Annotated in this window: 3 protein-coding genes and 1 pseudogene; 1 reads left to right on the forward strand and 3 read right to left on the reverse strand. The window is 32.4% G+C overall.

Annotated features, from left to right (window positions below; translation table 11 throughout):
• A pseudogene (locus OC698_RS02950) lies at nt 1-477 on the reverse strand (effector); the annotation flags it as partial.
• 66 nt (nt 478-543) lie between these two features.
• Nucleotides 544-1,503: a coiled-coil domain-containing protein gene (locus OC698_RS02955; RefSeq protein WP_304513205.1), complete on the reverse strand. Its 960-nt coding sequence runs from the start codon at nt 1,501-1,503 to the stop codon at nt 544-546.
• Here OC698_RS02955 and OC698_RS02960 point away from each other — a divergent pair.
• Nucleotides 1,493-1,633 carry a hypothetical protein gene (locus tag OC698_RS02960; protein WP_304513206.1) on the forward strand — a complete coding sequence of 47 codons (141 nt, stop codon included), beginning with the start codon at nt 1,493-1,495 and terminating at the stop codon, nt 1,631-1,633. The two genes, OC698_RS02955 and OC698_RS02960, sit on opposite strands and share 11 nt — an antisense overlap.
• Here OC698_RS02960 and OC698_RS02965 read toward each other — a convergent pair.
• Nucleotides 1,634-2,205, reverse strand: a 572-nt coding sequence (locus OC698_RS02965; protein ID WP_304513207.1) for a hypothetical protein, incomplete at its 5' end; no start/stop codon positions are given. It lies immediately after the preceding gene.

Consider the following 2,205-nt stretch of genomic DNA (forward strand, 5'->3'; position numbering starts at 1 on the left):
TAAGCGAATATATGCATCCAATTGACTGTCAATTCCTTTATTAAACCAAGAATGTTTAAAATCATTAATTGAGGTTTCTTTATAATCAAGTCCGCGGTCATTCCAATAGTCGAAAGGGTAAACTTCTTTAATGTAGTTGGCAAGGTTAGTAGGTTCTTTTTGGATTTTGAGGCGTTCTTTAGCCGTTAAAATATTATTAAAACTGCCTTTTTTGTCTTGAACTTGTTGTTGATAATAACCAATACCATTAAGGCCATCAAAGATATATTTAGCTTTAATCATGGTACATTTTTTATCATCATCATACCATTCTTCTACATTTTCAAATTTAGTTTCTTTAATACTAGGGATTTCTGTTTTGGTTTCGGGTAATTTGATAATGTTCATTTCGGTTAAAACCAAAAAACCGATCAATAAACATGATAATAATCCTAATATGATCAAAACCCATTTAATGATTTTTTTAATATTAAACATGATTAGTTCCTTTCGGATAATTGATAACATATCAACATTTTAACACATTTGCCTTTGGAATTTTCATTAAAACCATTTTGAGAACCAAGAAGTTACTTTATCAACTCGTTTGTTTACATCGTCTTTAATTTTATTAATAAAGGGTCGAATGGCGTTACTATAGGTTTTTCCTTGAACTTTGATTTTTTCATCAAGTTCTTCAAATTTTTTTGTTTTTTCAATTAATTCATCATTTTTGTCTTTTAAATTTACTTTAATGGCTCCATGGGCTTTTTGTTCCTCTTTTATTTGTTCTTTAAGTTTGTTGATTTCATGACGGAGTTCGGCGTTTTCTTCGATGTATTTACCAGAGGCGTTTTCTAAAGCTTTAATGGTTCCTTCGAGCGCTTGAATATGTAGACCTTGTTGTACCCATTTATCGATTTGTTGTTCTAATTCTTCGCTTAAACGGTTAATTTCATTTGCTTGTTCGTTGATGATTTGGTTTAAGTGGGTGATTTCTTGGTCTTTTTGGTAGATAGTTGCTTGATATTCTTTTTCTTTTTGTTGAAAATTAGTAGTTAATTGGTTAATTTCCTTTTGAAGGGTTTGTTTAGCTTGTTCCGATAAAGCTTGATTAGTGATTAATTCTTGATTTTTGGCTTCAATTAAGGATTTTTGTTCTTGGAGTTGGTTTTGGAGTTGTTCAGTCATTTGGTTTTGGGCGTTGATTTGTTGGATTAATTGATTAATTTGGGTTTCTTTTTCGGTGTTGATCGTTTTTTCTTGGTGAAGGTCAGTTTCTAATTGATTAATCTTTTGATCTTGGGTCAAGATTTCGTTTTCTTTCGCACGGATTTGGTTAGTTCGATGATTAATTTCTTGTTGGAGGGTTTCTTTTTCTTGTTTGGATAGTTTTTGGTTGTTTTCTAATTCGGCTTGTTTTTGGGTTAAATCGTGTTCTAAATTGGCTTTTTGAATTTCCAAAGTTAAACTATTAATTTTTTCTTGTTGGAGTTGAATTTCTAATAAGTTTTTGGCTTTCATCGTTTCTTCAGGAGTTAATTGTTGTGTTGGGGTAATTTCTTTGAATTCCTCGCCAAGGAGTGGTGTTTGTTGGAGTTGTTCTTGGGGAAGGAAGGTAGGTTCAGTTGTTGGTTTATCAACTGAACCCTGATCAGGGATTGTTCAAGTTACCAGTTTCCCTTTCTTCTTGAGTTTTTTCTGCTGGAGTTATTGTTTCTTTCGCCTCATCATGATTAGTTATTGTTGTTTTTTCATCTTTCATATTAGTTGGTAAGTTAAGGGTTGGGGGATTTTTTATTTGCTGGGTTAATGGTTGGGGCGGATTAGAAATTTTGGTTTCTTCACGATAAAATTGATAAAGTTCGTAAGTAGTTGCCACTAAAGAAACTAGTCCTAAAGCTTTACTACCGATTCGGAGGATTTTACCACTAAGGGAAGTCGCTCGCTTTTGTATAATCGCTTTCGTTCCTTGTTTAATAGGGGGGTTTTTTCCTTTTTTTAACCAATTACCCATTTTCCCGATGCCTAAACAAATCCCAATAACACTTAAAGTAGTAGTAAGATAACAACTTAATTTTGCTTTAGGCGAAAGAGGATTTTTATCATTTCCTGTTATTTTGTTATAAACATTTTCGACAACTTGACGAATCGGTTGCGTAGTTTTATCGTAGAATGATTTAGTTTTAATAGCGACATCGCCTGTAAAAGCATTGATTTGGTGGT

The sequence above is a fragment of the Candidatus Phytoplasma gossypii genome (assembly GCF_030586975.1).
GTDB classification, from domain to species: Bacteria; Bacillota_I; Bacilli_A; order Acholeplasmatales; family Acholeplasmataceae; genus Phytoplasma; species Phytoplasma citri.

Excerpts from the sequence above, each read along its gene's own strand:
- OC698_RS02955 (WP_304513205.1), bottom strand. The coding sequence starts at position 1,503 with ATGAAAGCCAAAAACTTATTAGAAATTCAACTCCAACAAGAAAAAATT.